This window comes from Citricoccus sp. SGAir0253 (genome assembly GCF_005877055.1).
GTDB lineage: Bacteria > Actinomycetota > Actinomycetes > Actinomycetales > Micrococcaceae > Citricoccus.
The window spans coordinates 1,420,283-1,435,311 of sequence record NZ_CP039424.1; the positions used below are offsets into that span (position 1 = coordinate 1,420,283).

12 protein-coding genes are annotated in these 15,029 nt (G+C 74.0%); 4 read left to right on the top strand and 8 right to left on the bottom strand.

Annotation, left to right across the window (positions count from 1 at the left end):
- Positions 1 to 124 precede the first annotated feature (124 nt).
- Positions 125 to 1,549: a type I glutamate--ammonia ligase gene (glnA, locus tag E7744_RS06370; protein WP_137773392.1), complete on the bottom strand. Its 1,425-nt coding sequence runs from the start codon at positions 1,547 to 1,549 to the stop codon at positions 125 to 127.
- A gap of 199 nt (positions 1,550 to 1,748) precedes the next feature.
- On the opposite strand from glnA, the gene E7744_RS06375 reads away from it, so the two are divergent.
- Entirely contained in the window at positions 1,749 to 2,351 is a 603-nt protein-coding gene (locus E7744_RS06375) for an RDD family protein (RefSeq protein ID WP_371415384.1), read from the top strand.
- Between the two features lie 32 nt (positions 2,352 to 2,383).
- On the opposite strand, the gene E7744_RS06380 is transcribed toward E7744_RS06375, so the two are convergent.
- The 3 genes from E7744_RS06380 to lipB are packed head-to-tail and all read right to left on the bottom strand — an operon-like array spanning position 2,384 to position 4,944.
- Positions 2,384 to 3,205: a DUF4191 domain-containing protein gene (locus E7744_RS06380; protein ID WP_137773393.1), complete on the bottom strand. Its 822-nt coding sequence runs from the start codon at positions 3,203 to 3,205 to the stop codon at positions 2,384 to 2,386.
- Positions 3,206 to 3,217: 12 nt separating this feature from the next.
- Complete coding sequence (gene lipA / locus E7744_RS06385) at positions 3,218 to 4,222, bottom strand: lipoyl synthase (RefSeq protein ID WP_137773394.1); 1,005 nt, start codon at positions 4,220 to 4,222, stop codon at positions 3,218 to 3,220.
- On the bottom strand, positions 4,219 to 4,944 hold the full coding sequence (gene lipB / locus E7744_RS06390; RefSeq protein ID WP_137773395.1) for a lipoyl(octanoyl) transferase LipB: 726 nt from the start codon (positions 4,942 to 4,944) through the stop codon (positions 4,219 to 4,221). Before lipB ends, lipA begins: the two co-directional genes overlap by 4 nt.
- Before the next feature lie 82 nt (positions 4,945 to 5,026).
- On the opposite strand from lipB, the gene E7744_RS06395 reads away from it, so the two are divergent.
- Positions 5,027 to 6,787: a serine/threonine-protein kinase gene (locus tag E7744_RS06395; protein WP_137773396.1), complete on the top strand. Its 1,761-nt coding sequence runs from the start codon at positions 5,027 to 5,029 to the stop codon at positions 6,785 to 6,787.
- Here the strand turns inward: E7744_RS06395 and E7744_RS06400 are convergent.
- The 4 genes from E7744_RS06400 to E7744_RS06415 form a co-directional block, all read right to left on the bottom strand.
- Positions 6,778 to 7,137, bottom strand: a complete 360-nt coding sequence (locus E7744_RS06400) for a hypothetical protein (protein ID WP_137773397.1) — start codon at positions 7,135 to 7,137, stop codon at positions 6,778 to 6,780. The two genes, E7744_RS06395 and E7744_RS06400, sit on opposite strands and share 10 nt — an antisense overlap.
- 3 nt (positions 7,138 to 7,140) lie before the next feature.
- On the bottom strand, positions 7,141 to 8,997 hold the full coding sequence (gene sucB / locus E7744_RS06405) for a 2-oxoglutarate dehydrogenase, E2 component, dihydrolipoamide succinyltransferase (protein ID WP_137773398.1): 1,857 nt from the start codon (positions 8,995 to 8,997) through the stop codon (positions 7,141 to 7,143).
- Between the two features lie 105 nt (positions 8,998 to 9,102).
- Positions 9,103 to 10,482: a dihydrolipoyl dehydrogenase gene (gene lpdA, locus E7744_RS06410; RefSeq protein ID WP_137773399.1), complete on the bottom strand. Its 1,380-nt coding sequence runs from the start codon at positions 10,480 to 10,482 to the stop codon at positions 9,103 to 9,105.
- Positions 10,483 to 10,629: 147 nt separating this feature from the next.
- On the bottom strand, positions 10,630 to 12,213 hold the full coding sequence (locus E7744_RS06415) for a leucyl aminopeptidase (RefSeq protein ID WP_168199848.1): 1,584 nt from the start codon (positions 12,211 to 12,213) through the stop codon (positions 10,630 to 10,632).
- A gap of 176 nt (positions 12,214 to 12,389) precedes the next feature.
- Between E7744_RS06415 and E7744_RS06420 the strand changes: the two genes are divergently transcribed.
- Both E7744_RS06420 and E7744_RS06425 read left to right on the top strand, forming a co-directional pair.
- Positions 12,390 to 13,427: a PAC2 family protein gene (locus E7744_RS06420; protein WP_246858582.1), complete on the top strand. Its 1,038-nt coding sequence runs from the start codon at positions 12,390 to 12,392 to the stop codon at positions 13,425 to 13,427.
- Positions 13,428 to 13,520: 93 nt separating this feature from the next.
- Positions 13,521 to 14,828: a DUF4192 family protein gene (locus tag E7744_RS06425; RefSeq protein WP_137773400.1), complete on the top strand. Its 1,308-nt coding sequence runs from the start codon at positions 13,521 to 13,523 to the stop codon at positions 14,826 to 14,828.
- Positions 14,829 to 15,029: the final 201 nt, after the last annotated feature.

Here is a 15,029-nt window from a genome sequence, read left to right on the forward strand (position 1 = left end):
GGGACGGGGTCCGGCAGCGGACCGGGCCCGGGAACGCCGACGGCGGCGCCGGGGGCGACCGTCCCAGGTCACCTCCGGCGCCGCCGTCGGGCGCCACCGCACCGGCCCCGCGGGCCGGGCCGGCTCACACGCCGTAGTAGAGCTCGAACTCGTAGGGGTTCGGGCGGATGGACAGCGGGAGGATCTCGTTCTCGCGCTTGTACTCGATCCAGGTCTGGATGAGGTCCTCGGTGAAGACGTCCCCGGCGAGCAGGAACTCGTGGTCCTCCTCGAGGGCGCGCAGGGCCTCCTCGAGGGACGCCGGGGCCTTCTGGATGTTGGCGGCCTCCTCGGCGGGCAGCTCGTAGAGGTCCTTGTCGATCGGCTCGGCCGGCTCGATCCGGTTGCGGATGCCGTCCAGGCCGGCCATCAGCTGGGCGGCGAAGCCCAGGTACGGGTTGCCGGACGGGTCCGGGGCGCGGAACTCGAGGCGCTTGGCCTTCGGGTTGGACCCGGTGATCGGGATGCGGATGGCCGCGGAGCGGTTGCCCTGCGAGTACACCATGTTGATGGGGGCCTCGAAGTGCTTGACCAGGCGCTTGTAGGAGTTCACCGTCGGGTTGGTGAAGGCCAGGATCGCCGAGGCGTGCTTGAGCAGGCCGCCGATGTACCAGCGGGCGGTGTCGGAGAGGTTCGCGTAGCCCTTCTCGTCGTAGAACAGGGGCTCGCCGCCGTTCCACAGGGACTGGTGGCAGTGCATGCCCGAGCCGTTGTCGCCGAAGACCGGCTTCGGCATGAAGGTCGCGGTCTTGCCGAAGGCCTCGGCGGTGTTCTTCACCACGTACTTGAACTTCTGCAGGTCGTCCGCGGCGTGGGTCAGGGTGTTGAACCGGTAGTTGATCTCGGCCTGGCCGGGGGCGCCGACCTCGTGGTGGGAGCGCTCGACCACGAGGCCCACCTCGTCCAGGGCCACGCAGATCGCGTCGCGCAGGTCGGCCTGCTTGTCCACCGGGGAAACCGGGAAGTAGCCGCCCTTGACCCCCGTCTTGTGGCTGAGGTTGCCGCCCTCCTCCACGCGGTCGGTGTTCCACCAGGCCTCGTCGGAGTCCACGGAGTAGAAGCTGTGGTTGGGCGAGGACTTGAACCGGACGTCCTCGAAGATGAAGAACTCGGCCTCGGAGGCGAAGTTGGCGGTGTCCGCGATGCCGGTGGAGGCCAGGTAGGCCTCGGCGCGCTGGGCGACGCCGCGCGGGTCGCGGTGGTACGGCTCGCCGGTGCGCGGGTTGACGATGGAGAAGTTCATCACGAGGGTCTTCTCGACCCGGAAGGGGTCGATGAAGGCGGTCGCGACGTCCGGGATGAGCTGCATGTCCGACTCGGCGATGCCCTGGAACCCGCGGATGGAGGAACCGTCGAAGAGCTGGCCGTCCGTGAAGAAGTCCTCGTCCACGGCCTTGGCCGGGAGGTTGAAGTGCTGCTGGACACCGGGCAGGTCGGTGAAGCGGACATCGACGAAGACGACGTCCTCGTCCTGGATGAACTGCAGGACTTCCTGGGCGGTACTGAACATCAGGGTGCTCCTCGAGGGATCGTAGGTGGTGACCTCCACCCTATCGGGGTGCCGTGACCCCACCGTGTCGGTCGTGTTTCGGGCGTGTAACGCCGTCCGCCGGCTCCCGGGGGAACGGTGCGCCGGGCGGCCCGGCCGGCGGGCGCCCGGGGGTCGCCCCGCTGCCCTGCGGCGGCGGGCGGCTCGGTAGAGTGGAGCGGTGGCACGATCGCACCAGAAGAAGTCCTCCGCCCGGCGCCGGCACGCGCCGCAGGCGCCCTCCGGCCGGGCACCGTCCCCGGACGACGCCCCCGCCGCGCCGCGGCCCGAGGGAACCGGGGAGGGCGGCTCCCGGGGGTCCGCCCGGCCGGGCCCGGGGCCGCTGGTCACGCGGCGGGACATGGCCGGCTGGATCGGCGGCGCACCGCGCGGGGACCGTGCCGGGCGCTGGGACGGGGAGCGGCTGGGCCTGGCGCGCTCGGGTCCGGCCTCGATGGCCGGCTGGGGGCGTCGCGGGCTGGCCCTCGTCATCGACTGGTTCATCGCGGCGATCGTCTCGGCCGCGTGGTTCCAGGGGGACAGCCTGGTCACCCTGGGCCTGTTCGCGCTGATGCACGTGCTGCTCGTGGGCCTGCTCGGCACGACGATCGGCAAGCGCGTGGCCGGCATCCGCGTGGTGCGGGTCGGCGGCGCGGCCACGGGACTGCCCCGGGCGCTGCTGCGCACCGTGCTGCTGTGCCTCGTGGTGCCGCCGCTCATGCGGGACGCGGACGGCCGGGGGCTGCACGACCGAGCGGCCGGGACCGTCCAGATCCGGATGTGACCGGGCGGCCGCCGGCCCGCGGGGCGAGGGGCCTAGCGGCCGCGCATCGCCTTGCGGTCCGGGCGGGCGCGGTACGGGTCCACGCCCTTCGGGATCGGCATGCGGCTGGCTCCCAGCGAGGCCAGGCGCTTGTCCACGGCCTGGACCTCCTGCTTGGTGAGCGTCTTCTTCATCCGCCGCAGGGTCTTGGCGAGGTCGTGCAGCTCCACCTGGCCCTCGCCGTGGCCGGTCGCCACCACCTGGATGGGGACGTTCGGCAGGAAGCGCTGCATGTTGCGCCGCTCCTTGTCCACCAGCGGGCGGACCCGGTTCGTGGGGCCCTCGGTGATGAGCACGACGCCCGGCCGGCCGACGGCCCGGAAGACGGCGTCCTGCGTCTTGGGGCTCACGGCCACCGGCTGCTCGGGGACGATCCAGCCGCGGCGCAGCGTGGACAGCGCCGCGCCGGCGGCACCGGGGCGGCCGTCGATCCGCGCGAACGCGGCCCGCTCCGCCATCCGGTTCATGATCACCACGGCGGCCAGCACCCCGAACGGGATGGCGATGAGCAGCCAGGTGATCCAGTTGCCCACGAGCAGCCCGATCACCAGGCCGAGGACGAGCACGCCCACGAAGGCCAGCGCCATCCACAGCACGACCTTCGGGTCGTGGGCCCGCGTCATGGAGAAGACCTCGCGCAGCTGCTTGAAGATGCCCGGCTTCCGCGTCGCCTTCTTGCGGGTGCGGCTGCCGGCCTTGTCCTCGCGGGCGCGGAGCCGCTCCTGCTGGCGACGCTCGCGCTGGGCGGCCTTGACGGCCTTCAGGGCGTCGCGGGTGGACGGGGAGGACGCTGCGGAATCTGTGCTCTTGGCCATAGTGGCCCCAGTCTACCGGGACGCCAGTAGCGTGGCCGCCTCCTGGCGGGTCGTGCCGTTGTCCTCGATGTGGGCGAGGTGCTCGGGCATCTCGCGGCCGAGCTTGCGCATGGCCGAGGCGTACAGCCGGCCGGCGCGGTAGGACGAGCGCACGAGCGGCCCGGCCATGACGCCGGCGAAGCCGATCTCCTCGGCCCGGTCGGACCAGTGCACGAACTCCTCGGGCTTGACCCACCGGTCGATCGGGTGGTGCAGCTTCGAGGGGCGGACGTACTGCGTGATGGTGATGATGTCGCAGCCGGCCTCGTGCAGGTCCAGGAGCGCCTGGTCGATCTCGTGGTCCTGCTCGCCCATGCCCAGGATGAGGTTGGACTTGGTGACCAGGCCGTCGGCCTTGGCCATGGTGAGCACGCGCAGGGACTTCTCGTAGGTGAAGGCCGGCCGGATGCTCTTGAAGATCCGCGGCACGGTCTCCAGGTTGTGGGCGAAGACCTCCGGGCGGGCGTCGAAGACGACCTGCACGAGCTCCGGGTCGGCCCCGAAGTCCGGGGGCAGGATCTCCACGCCGGTGTTCGGGTTCAGCTCGTGGACCTTGCGGATGGTCTCGGCGTACAGCCAGGCCGCCCCGTCCTTCTGGTCGTCCCGGGCCACGCCGGTCACGGTGGTGTAGCGCAGGTTCATCTCGCGGATGTTCTCGGCCACGCGCCGGGGCTCGTCCAGGTCCAGGGGGTTGGGCTTGCCCGTGGCGATGTCGCAGAAGTCGCAGCGCCGCGTGCAGACGTCGCCGCCGATGAGGAAGGTCGCCTCGCGGTCCTCCCAGCACTCGTAGATGTTGGGGCAGCCGGCCTCCTCGCACACCGTGTGCAGCCCGGAGGACTTGACCTTGTTCTTGAGCTGGATGAACTCCGGCCCGATCTCGACCTTGGCCTTGATCCAGTCCGGCTTGCGTTCCACGGGGACCTCGGCGTTGCGGGCCTCGACGCGCAGCAGGCGGCGGCCGTCGGGGGATGCGCTCACTTGGCTGTTCCTTCCAGCAGGGGGGTACGGTCCGCCTCGCCGTCGACCCGGGCGACGTGTCCCGGGGCCAGGGCGGTGAAGTGCTCCTGGACGGCGGCCAGGACGTCGGCGGGGGAGACCGCCCGTCCCGTCTCGGCGGAGATGGTGGTGGAGCCGGCGTCGGTGATGCCGCAGGCGATGATGTGGTCGTAGGCCGACAGGTCGTTGTCGCAGTTCAGGGCGAAGCCGTGCATGGACACGCCGTGGTTCACGCGCAGGCCGATGGCCGCGATCTTGCGGTCCGGCACCGGGTGTCCCTGGGCGTCGGTGCCGCCGAGGATCCATACCCCGGAGCGGCCGTCCACGCGTTCGCCGCGCAGGCCGTAGCCGGCGAGGGTGCGGATGATGACCTCCTCGAGGAACCACACGTACTCGCGGACGGCGGACTTGTCCGCCAGGCGGATCACTGGGTAGCAGACCAGCTGGCCGGGGCCGTGCCAGGTCAGCTTGCCGCCGCGGTCCACGTGCACGACGGCGGAGCCGTCGTCCGGCAGGTCCTGCGGCTCGGTGCGCTTGCCCGCGGTGTACACCGACGTGTGCTCGAGGAGCAGGACGGCACCGGGGGAGCTGCCCTCCACGACCTGGGCGTGCAGCGACTGCTGCAGGTCCCACGCCTCCTGGTAGTCGACGGTGTCCGGGGACAGTCCCAGGACACGGAACGGCGGATAGGTCGGAAGGGACATGGGTCCACTCTATCGCCCCGGTGTGGACCTGTGGACAACGCCCGCGGGAACCGCGCCGCCACGGCACGATGGATGACGACAGATGACGGGCACCGCCGGCCGGGCCGGCGGGAGGGGGGTGGGGACCATGGACGCGTCGGACGACGTCCCGGAGGTGCCGGGGTGGCACGTGGTGCGGGAACTGGGCCGCGGCGGCGGCTCGGCGGTGTGGCTCGTGGCGGACGACGGCGGCCGGCGGGCGGCGCTGAAGGTGCCGGACCGGCGGGTGGTGGACCCGGCCGGGCTGCTCGAGGCCGAGGTGCGCGCGGTCGGCGAGCTCGTCCACGACCACGTGGTGCGGCCCCTGGGCGTGGTGGAGACCGACCGTGGCCCCGGCCTGCTCAGTGAGTACCACGCGGGCGGTTCCCTGGGCGCGCTCGTGCGGGCGGCCGGCCCGCTGCCCGTGGGCCAGGTGGTCACGGTGCTCGTCCCCCTCGCCCAGGCCCTGCAGGTGCTGCACGAGCGCGGCGTCGTCCACGGCGACGTGTCCCCGGGCAACGTGCTGTTCACCGTCGAGGGCCGGCCGGCCCTGGCCGACCTGGGATCCTCGCGGTTGCTGGGCGGACCCGCGGCGCGCACGGGCACGGCGGGCTTCACGGCGCCGGAGCTGGAGGCGCCGCGCGGGGGCCCGTCCGGCGCGGTTCCGGCGGACGGGCCGGACGGGCGGGACCGGGAGGACGGGGCCAACGCCGGACTGTGCCCGGCCGCCGACGTCTACTCGCTGGCCGCCGTCGGCTGGTACGCCCTGGCCGGCCGGGCCCCCGCGCGCACGGCCTCCCGGGCGCCGCTGCCGCTCATCGTGCCGGACATCCCGGCGGAGGCGGTGGCCCTGCTCGAGGCCGCCCTGGACGAAGACCCGGTGCGCCGGCCGCGGGCGGACCGGTTCGCGCAGGCCTGCTACCGGTGGGCGCGGGCGGAACCGGTGGACCTGCACCCCTCGGCCAGCGCGGAGGTCGCCCGGGAACTGCCCACCCGCCGCCGCGCCGGACCGGCCCGGCCGCCGCGGCGGCGGCCCGTCGTGCTGGCGGCCGGGGCCGCCGCCCTGCTCGCCCTGGTCGGCGGCGGGGCCGTCCTCGCGGGGGGCGGCCCCCGGCCCGGACCCGCCGCTCCCGCGCCGGTGGCCGCGTCGGCACCGGCACCCGCGGCGCCGAGGGGCCCCGTCGGGGCTGCGGAGCCCTCGCCCGGGGCCGGCACGGGAGTCTCCGCCCCGGCGCCGGGCGCCCCGGCCCGCTCCGTGGCCGGCGGGGCGCCAGGGCGGACGGAGGCTACGGGTGCGGCGGCGGGCCTGCGGGCGGCCGACCCCCGGGTGGCCGCCGTGGCCCTGGGCCGCGCGAGGACGAGGGCGCTGGCCTCGCTGGACCGCCGCGCCGTGGACGACTACACGCTCCCGGGGTCCCCGGCTCGGCGGGCGGACCTGGACCTCGTCGACGACCTGCGCGGCCGGGGCCTGCGCTACCGGGGGCTCTCGTTGGAGACCTCCGTCGTCGGGCCGGTGGAGCGGTCCGGCGCGCGGCGGGCGCGGGTGCCGCTCGAGCTGGCGATCGGGCCGTACCGGACCGTGACGGCGGCGGGGGAGCCGGTGGCGGAGACGCGGCGGACCTCCGCCGAGCGGTTCACGGCCGGGATGGTCCGGACCGCCGAGGGTTGGCGGGTCGAGCGCATCCTGCCGTCCGCTGGCCCTGCGGCTGACCCGTCCTCCGAGCCGGCCCCCGCCCCCGACGCCGAAGGGCGCCCGGCCGGTGGACCGGCCGGGCGCCCTTCGGGGACCGCGGGTGTGGGCTCAGGGCACGGGGGTCAGGAGTAGTCCTGCCACAGCACGGCCACCAGGATGTTGACGAGCCCGAGCCCGCCCACGGCGTGGGCGAGACCGGTGGGCACCGGCTCGCCCTTGTTCTCCCGGCGCCGCCCGAGCAGGGCGGCGACCAGGACGGCCAGGCCGATGACCAGCTTGACGGTGAGCTTGACCCGGTTGACCGGGCCGTCGCCCATCTCGGCGAGCCCGAACAGCAGCAGCCCCGAGACGATCATGCCCAGCGAGCCCCACCACTGGGACACGGTGACGGTCGGGTTCCGGAAGTGGGCCAGCCACCCGCCGACGATCGCCGCCGCGGAGATGATGTGGATGGCCACGAGGATGGCCTTGACGACCTCCATCCGCTACAGCCCCAGCTCGTGGGAGAACTCGCCCTCTTCGAGGCGGGCCTTGACGGTCTGGAGGAAGCGGCCGGCATCCGCCCCGTCGACCAGCCGGTGGTCGTAGGTCAGGGACAGGTACATCATGTGACGCACGGCGATCACGTCGTTGCCGTCCTGGTCGGTGATGACCATGGGCCGCTTGACGATGGTGCCGACGCCCAGGATGGCGACGTTCGGCTGGTTGATGATCGGGGTGTCGAACAGCGCGCCCACCGAACCGAAGTTGGTGATGGAGAACGTCCCGCCGGACAGCTCGTCCGGGGAGATCTTGTTGCTCCGCGTGCGCTCGGCCAGGTCGGCGATCTTGCCGGCGATCCCCGACAGGTTCAGCGAGCCGGCGTCGGAGATCACCGGGACGAACAGGCCCTTCTCGGTGTCCACGGCGATCGCGATGTCCTCGGAGTCGTGGTACGTGATCTCCGAGGTCTCGGCGTTGTACTCGGCGTTGAGCTTCGGGTGCTGCTTGAGCGCCTCGGCCACGGCCTGGGTGATGAACGGCAGGAAGGTGAGCTTCACGCCGTTCTTCTGCTGGAACCCGCCCTTGGCGCGGTTGCGCAGGGCCGCGATCCGGGTCATGTCCACCTCGTGCACCTGGGTGAGCTGGGCGGAGACGTCCAGGGACTCGCGCATGCGCTTGGCGATGGTCTGGCGGATGCGCGGGGCCTTCTCCGTGGTCCCCCGCTTGGCCGGGTCCACGCTGCTGGCCGCGGCGGCCGAGGGGGCGGGCGCGGCGGCCGGGGCGCCGGCGCCGGCCTGCGGACGGGAGCCCGCCTTGGCGGCCTCGGCCGCCACGAGCACGTCCTGCTTGCGGATGCGGCCGCCCACTCCGGTGCCCACGACCGCGGACAGGTCGACGCCGTTCTGCTGCGCCAGGCGGCGCACGAGCGGGGTCACGTAGCCGCCGCCCGGGGCGGAGGCCTGGCCGGCGGACGGGGCGGAGGTGCCGCCCTGCACCTCGGCCGGCTCGGCACCGGTCGGCTGCTCGGTCGGGGCCGGGGCGGGCTGCTCGGCGGGGGTCGGCGTCACCTCGGACTCCGGCGCGGCGGCCTCGGCCGGCTTCTCCGCGGGCTTCTCGGCAGCCTTCTCGGCGGGCTGGTCCTCGGCGGCCGGGGCCTGCTGCTCGCCGGAGTCCTTCGCCGCGGGGGCGGACCCGCCGGCGGCACCGGAGCCCACGAGGGCCAGGACGGCGCCGACCTCGACGGTCTCGTCCTCCTGGACCTTGATCTCCACCAGCGTGCCGGCCACGGGGGAGGGGATCTCGGTGTCGACCTTGTCGGTCGAGACCTCGAGCAGCGGCTCGTCCACCGCGACGTCGTCGCCGACCTCCTTGAGCCAGCGCGTGACGGTGCCCTCGGTCACGGACTCGCCGAGCGCGGGCAGCGTGACCTCGGTGGCCTCCCCGGAGCCGCTCTCCTCGGCGGCCTCGGCGGCGACCTGCTCGGAGGACAGCTCCTGGCCTCCGGTGTCGGCGTCGCCCGCCTCCTCGGCGTCCGGCCCGGCGGTGCCCGCAGCGGGCTCCTCGGCCTGCGGCTCGGCCGCCTCCCGGGCGCCGGAGCCGGAGTCGGCGGACCCGCCGCCGGAACCGTCACCGATGCGCGCGAGCGGGGCGTTGACCTCGACGGTCTCGTCCTCCTGGACGAGGATCTCCTCGAGCACGCCGGCCACGGGGGAGGGGATCTCGGTGTCGACCTTGTCGGTCGAGACCTCGACCAAGGGCTCGTCGACGGCCACCTCGTCGCCGACCTCCTTCAGCCAGCGGGTGACGGTGCCCTCGGTGACGGACTCACCCAGGGCCGGCAGGTTCACGGTTTCAGACATGTCGTCCCGTTTCTCCTCAAGTGCGTGCCGGCTGCCTGCCGGCCTGACGATGGTTGGCGGCCCGCCGTGCGGGGCGGGCCGGGGGTGGTTCTGGTGCCGGGTGCCTCAGCCGTGCAGCGGGTGGCCGTTGAGGGCCATCGCGGCCTCGCCGAGCGACTCGTTCTGGGTCGGGTGGGCGTGGACGAAGGCCGCCACGTCCTCCGGGTAGGCCTCCCAGTTCACGATGAGCTGGGCCTCGCCGATCTGCTCGCTGATGCGCTTGCCCACGCCGTGCACGCCCACCACGGGGCCGTTCTTCTGCCGGACCATCTTGATGACGCCGCCGGTGCCGAGGATGGAGGACTTGCCGTTGCCGGCCAGGTTGTACTCGACGGTCTCCACGTTGTCCTCGCCGAACTTCTCCTTGGCCTTGGGCTCGGAGTAGCCCACGGACATGATCTCCGGGTCGGTGAAGGTGACCTTCGGGATGTTGATGTCCTCGACGATCAGCGGGTTGTTGCCGGCGATCTCCTCGGCCACGAAGTGGCCCTGCTGGTAGCCGCGGTGGGCCAGCTGCAGGCCGGGGACGATGTCGCCGATCGCGTAGATGTTGCCCACCCCGGTGTGCAGCCGCTCGTTGGTGATGACGAAGCCGCGGTCCAGGGTGATGCCCTGCTCCTCGTAGCCCAGGCCGGCGGTGACCGGTCCGCGCCCGACCGCCACGAGGCACACCTCGGCGGTGAACTCCTTGCCGTCGGCCAGGGTGACCTTGACGCCGTCACCGGTGTCCTCGACCTTCTCGAAGAAGGTGCCCAGGCTCGTCTTGATCTTCTTCTTCTTGAACTCGCGCTCGACCACCTTGATGATCGCGGGGTCCTCGTTGGCGACCAGGTGGTCCAGGCCCTCGATGATGGTGACGTCCACGCCGAAGGAGTTCCACGCCGAGGCGAACTCGGAGCCGATCACGCCGCCGCCGAGGACGATGGCGGACTTCGGGGTGTAGTCCAGCTCGAGCGCCTCGGTGGAGGTCATGATCCGCCCGCCGATCGGCAGGCCGAAGGTCTTGGCCTCGGAGCCGGAGGCCAGGATGATGTTCTTGCCCGAGTAGCGGGTGCCGTCCACCTCGATCTCGTTCTGGGAGACCAGCTTGCCGGCGCCCTGGATGACGGTGATCTTCTTCTGCTTCAGCAGGCCGGTCAGGCCCTTGAACTTGCCGGCGACGATGCCGTCCTTGTAGCCGCGCACCGCGGCCATGTCGATCGACTCGAGCGTGGTGTTGATGCCGTACTTGGAGCTCGTGCGCGCCTCATCGGCCAGCTCGGCCGCGTGGAGGTAGGCCTTGGTGGGGATGCAGCCCCAGTGCAGGCAGGTGCCGCCGACCTTGTCCTTCTCGATCAGGCCCACGGTCATCCCGTACTGGACGGACCGCAGCGCCGCGGCATAGCCGGCGGAGCCACCGCCGAGGATGAGAACGTCGAATTCCTTGGCGGTTGCCTCTTCGGCCACGTGGAGCTCCTCACAATCGGACGGCGGGGTTTCCGGGCGTCCTTCGGGTTGGTCAGCGGTCCGGTCGGACCGTGGCGGGGTTGCCTCGGGTTCACCTTAGCCGGACGCGACCAGTCGTTCTACTCAACCGGCCGCGTCCGGCGGGGCTCAGGCGGAGCGGTCCTCGAGGAACCGGAGGAGGGTCCGGACCATGACGCCGGTCGCCTCCTTCGGGGTGTACCCGTACGCGCCGGACTCGTTGAACGAGGGGCCGGCGATGTCCAGGTGGGCCCACGGCGTGGGGGACCGCCGCGCCTCGGCCGGTTCCCGGCCGGCGTCGACGAAGTCCCGCAGGAACGCCGCGGCCGTGAGCATCCCGCCGAAGCGGTCGCCCACGTTGGAGATGTCCGCGACCGCGGAGTCCAGGGAGGCCCGCTGGTTCTCGGGGATGGGCATGGCCCAGGCGGCCTCGCCCGCGGCGCCGGCCGCGGCGACCACCTCGTCGCGCAGGGCCTCGGTGCCCATCACGCCCGTGGTCCGGGTGCCCAGGGCGATCATCTGGGCCCCCGTCAGGGTGGCGACGTCGATGACGGCGTCCGGCGTCTCGTTCGTGGCGGCGACCAGGCCGTCCGCCAGGACCAGGCGGCCCTCGGCGTCCGTGTTCATGACCTCCACCGTCCGCCCCCCGTGGATGGTGATGACGTCCGAGGGGCGCTGCGCCGTGGCGGAGGGCAGGTTCTCGGCCATGCACAGCCAGCCCGTGACGCGCACGGGAAGTCCCAGCTCGGCCGCGGCGGCGACCACGGAGGCCACGGTGGCGGCCCCGGCCATGTCCGACTTCATGGTCGTCATGGACGTCGGCGGCTTCAGGGACAGCCCCCCGGAGTCGAACGTGATGCCCTTGCCGACCAGCGCGACGTGCGTGGCGGCCCCGGCGGGGGCGTAGTCGAGGCGGACGAGCCGCGGCGGGCGCGCGGAGCCCTTGCCCACGTTGACGAGGCCGCCGAAGCCCTCCTCCTCCAGCCGGCGCTCGTCCCACACGGTGACCGTGACGGGCAGCCGCCGCACGGCCTCGGTGACCTCCTCGGCGAAGGACGCGGGGAACAGGTGGGACGGCGGGGTGTTGACGAGGTCCCGCGTGGCCCGCACGGCACGGGCGACGACGCCGGCCCGTTCCAGCACCCGCCCGGCCTCCCGCGGGTCCAGGGCGGTGACGACGGCGGCCTCGGCCACCGGGTCCTTCGCCTTCTCCCGTGCGGGGGCCGAGCGGAAGGCGGTGAAGGAGTAGGTGCCGAGGGCCGCGCCCTCGGCGACCGCCGCCAGCCGGCCGGGGGTGTCGGCCGGCAGGGCCAGGGCCACCGAGGCGGTGCCCGCCAGCTGCCGGACCGCCGCCCCGGCGGCGCGGCGCAGGGCCTCGTCGGGGACGCCGTCGGCGGCCGCGGATCCGTCCCCGGGGTCCTCCCCGGAGCCGCCCGCGGGACCCTCCGACACGGGGCCCACGCCGGTCAGCACGAGCAGCGGGAACGGCAGCGGGTCCAGCCCGGGGATGCGGACGACCTCGTCCGCGGCGCCCGTGACGCCCAGAGCCTCGAGCGAGTCGGCCAGGGCCCGGGCGCCGGCCTCGGGCAGGGGGTTCGGGAGGAGCACGGGGCCGTCGTCGGAGGAGGCGATCCCCAGCACGAGGGCGGAGGCGGTGCTCCCGGACAGGTCGGGTCCGATGGCGGTCAATACTGGGCTGAAGTCGTTGATCACGTGCACGCTTCCCGTTGTCGGCTCAGGTCGTCTGTACTGCGGGGCGGCCCGCTCCGGGCGGCCCGTCCCGATCCTATCCACGGAATACGCGGGGCCCGGCGGGCGTTGGACACGGCAGCACACCGTCCGTGCGCCGAGGCGCGCGGCAACCGCCCGGGACGACGGAAGGACCGACCATGCAGGACCCCACCACGCTGTTCACCCTGGAACCGGCCGGACGGGACCTGCTGTCCGGCGGCTTCGACGGTGCCTCCGCGCTGCGCGGGCTGGGCATGCTGGCCGTCTTCGGCGGTCACCTGGACGCGGGCCACCTGTCCGAGCAGGTCCGGCACACCCTCTTGGACTCGCTCGACCACAAGCTGCTGGCCAGCTTCGACGCGGACCAGCTGATCGACTACCGTGCCCGGCGCCCGCACATCAGCTTCGACGGGGACCGCTTCCTCGACTACCAGTCGCCGCGCCTCGAGCTCCACCTCGTCTCGGACGCCCTCGGCCGGCCGTTCCTGCTGCTGTCCGGGCCGGAGCCGGACTACCAGTGGGAGCGTTTCGTGGCCGCGGTCCTGTTCCTCGTGGACCGGCTGGACGTCAGGCTCGTGACCCTGGTGGACGCCGTGCCCATGCCCGTGCCGCACACCCGGCCGCTGGGCGTGACCACCCACGGCAACCGGGAGGAGGCCGTCGCCGGACTGTCCACGTGGAGTCCCCAGGCGCGGATGGTCTCGGGCGTGGCCCAGCTGCTGGAGCTGCGGCTGGACGAGCACCGCCGGGGGACCGCCGGCTACACGCTGCACGTCCCGCACTACCTCGCCGACGCGGCCTACCCCCAGGCGGCCGTCGCCGCCCTCGAGTACGTGGGCGCGGCCCTGGGGCTCATGCTGCCCACGGACGAGCTGCGGGAGCGCGGCCGGGAGGTGGACCGCGAGCTCGACCGCCAGACCGGCTCCTCGCGGGAGATCACGGCCATGGTGGAGGGTCTCGAGCGCAACTTCGACCAGCACTCCCCGGGCGCCGGGCGCTCCCTGCTCGTGGGGCCGGACGAGCAGGTCCCGGACGCCGAGGAGCTCGGCGCCGCCGTCGAGGAGTACCTGCAGAGCCAGCCGCGGCACGCCCTCGACGACGAGCCGCGCCCCGGCGCGGCCGCGGACGGCGGTCCGGAGGACACCGCCGGGCCGGGGGAGGCAGCGGGACCCGCGACCCAGCCGGACGCGGACTGACGAGCTCCTCCACAACCGCCGCGGCAGCGCCCGCCCCTCCCAGCGGAGCGGCGGGCGCTTCCGCGCCCGGGGCCGGCGCGGAAGCGTGGGGGCATGCAGACACCGCTCCCCGCTGACCGGCCGACCCCCGACCCCACCCCGCCCGGGGCCCGCGGCCTCCGGGCCGTGGATCCCGTCGACCTGCTGAGCTACGTCCAGCACGTGCTCGGGTACACCCCGCGCGACAGCCTCACCGCGATCGCGCTCGCGGGGCGGGACCTCGGTGCGGTCCTGCGCTGCGACTACGCGCCCGGGATCGCGGCCGACCTGCGCGTCCTGGACGACTACGTCCGCAGCGTGGCCGGTCACCTGGCGGCCGACGACCGGGCCGACGGCAGCCTCGTCTTCCTGTTCCGGGACACCCCCGACGTCGCCGACGCGGTGGCCTCCCAGCACGACCGGGCCCGGGACGGTTCCCGTGGCACCCGGGATGCCGGAGGCCGTCCCGCGGAGGACCGGGGGCCCGGAAAACCCGGCGTGGGGAGGGGCGACGCCCGGCTGGCGGCGGCCCTCGGGCGGGAACTGGCCGCGGCGGGCCTGCCGGTGGCGGAGACGTGGCTCGTGGCCGCCGGCCGCCTCTGGCACGTGGACTGCGCCGCCCCGTCCGCGTGCTCCTTCCACGGGGCGGACGTGCGCCGGACGCAGGCCAGCGCCGTCAACGCGGCGTTCATCGTCGCCGGCTCCGTGGTGCAGGACGAGCCGCGCGGCAGCGGCCTGCCCGCCGTGGCCCCCGCGGCCGGCCCCGAGCTCCTGCGGGCCCTGGAGGCCGTCCGTCCCGCGGCCGGGGTGGAGTGGACCGCCTATTGCGCGCGGTGGCTGGAGGACTGGGAGCGCGTGCTGGACGGGGCCGCGCTGCCGGTGGCGGCCGGGGACCGGGCCCGCCTGCTCGCCGGCCTGGCGAGCGAGACGCTGCGGGACGTGCTCGTGGCCGCCGCCAGCTTCTCGCTGGACCGGGCCCTGGGCGGGGCCGAATGGCTCGGCACCCTGCCGGAGGGCCTGGCCGGGACGCTCGGGGCCACGGCGCGCGAGGCGGACGCGGCGCTGTACTCCTCCGTCCTCATGGCGGCCTCGCTCCGCCGCCCGGACTGGGAACGCATCGCGCGGCTGCGCCGGGCCTGTGCCGGGTTGCTGCCGGAGGCGGCGGGAACGCCCGCCTCGGCGGCGCGCAGCCTGGTGGCGTGGGTGGACTGGGCCCGGGGCCGGGGGTCCTCCGCCGGGCGCATCCTGCAGGAGTGCCGGCGCGAGGACCCCGCGTACCCGCTCGCCCGGGTCCTCGAGGAGGTCGTCGACCGCGGCATGCTCGCCGGCTGGGCCGCCCGGCGGGAGACCTCGTGGTCGGCCAACGGCCGGGCCGGGCAGTGACCGGCTCGCGCCGCGGTCCGGGACACGGCCGCCGGCCCGGTCGCCGGGGATGCCTCCGGACCCGGGGCGCGTGGCATAATCGTCGGGCCGTCCCCGGCCCCTCCCGGGCCGCGCCCGCCGCCACCCCCTCACCACGACCGGTGGACGACTTCCGCGGAACCGGGAACAAATACGGGCCGGTGATCGTTGAGCATGTCCAGA

Coding starts and splice junctions, on each gene's coding strand:
- glnA (WP_137773392.1), bottom strand. CDS start 1,549: ATGTTCAGTACCGCCCAGGAAGTCCTGCAGTTCATCCAGGACGAGGAC.
- E7744_RS06380 (WP_137773393.1), bottom strand. CDS start 3,205: ATGGCCAAGAGCACAGATTCCGCAGCGTCCTCCCCGTCCACCCGCGAC.
- lipB (WP_137773395.1), bottom strand. CDS start 4,944: ATGTCCCTTCCGACCTATCCGCCGTTCCGTGTCCTGGGACTGTCCCCG.
- E7744_RS06395 (WP_137773396.1), top strand. CDS start 5,027: ATGACGGGCACCGCCGGCCGGGCCGGCGGGAGGGGGGTGGGGACCATG.
- E7744_RS06400 (WP_137773397.1), bottom strand. CDS start 7,137: ATGGAGGTCGTCAAGGCCATCCTCGTGGCCATCCACATCATCTCCGCG.
- sucB (WP_137773398.1), bottom strand. CDS start 8,997: ATGTCTGAAACCGTGAACCTGCCGGCCCTGGGTGAGTCCGTCACCGAG.
- E7744_RS06420 (WP_246858582.1), top strand. CDS start 12,390: ATGCAGGACCCCACCACGCTGTTCACCCTGGAACCGGCCGGACGGGAC.
- E7744_RS06425 (WP_137773400.1), top strand. CDS start 13,521: ATGCAGACACCGCTCCCCGCTGACCGGCCGACCCCCGACCCCACCCCG.